Consider the following 235-nt stretch of genomic DNA (forward strand, 5'->3'; position numbering starts at 1 on the left):
TGATTCCGCTTCCGGCAGGCGGGATGCCTTATTCCCTATTATTGCATTTGCCCTGGCGGAGGGAATGTCAATGTCATACAGATACACGGTCCCGGAAATGGATTCCTCCAATGATAAATCACTCGTGAAGCCCCACGCCCATCCCCTGGAGCCTCCTCCTATGTATTCAATCTTAATATCCTTCACTGTGTTATTTTCATATTTCATGTTGAATCATCCTTTCATACCTGTGGTT

1 protein-coding gene is annotated in these 235 nt (G+C 46.0%); it reads right to left on the minus strand.

Annotated elements, in window-relative coordinates; translation table 11 throughout:
• Nucleotides 1–207, minus strand: a 207-nt coding sequence (locus tag LK536_RS59145; RefSeq protein ID WP_506092380.1) for a family 4 glycosyl hydrolase, incomplete at its 3' end; no start/stop codon positions are given.
• Nucleotides 208–235: the final 28 nt, after the last annotated feature.

It is taken from the genome of Clostridium pacaense, assembly GCF_020709765.2.
In the GTDB taxonomy this organism is placed as follows: Bacteria; Bacillota; Clostridia; order Lachnospirales; family Lachnospiraceae; genus Enterocloster; species Enterocloster hominis.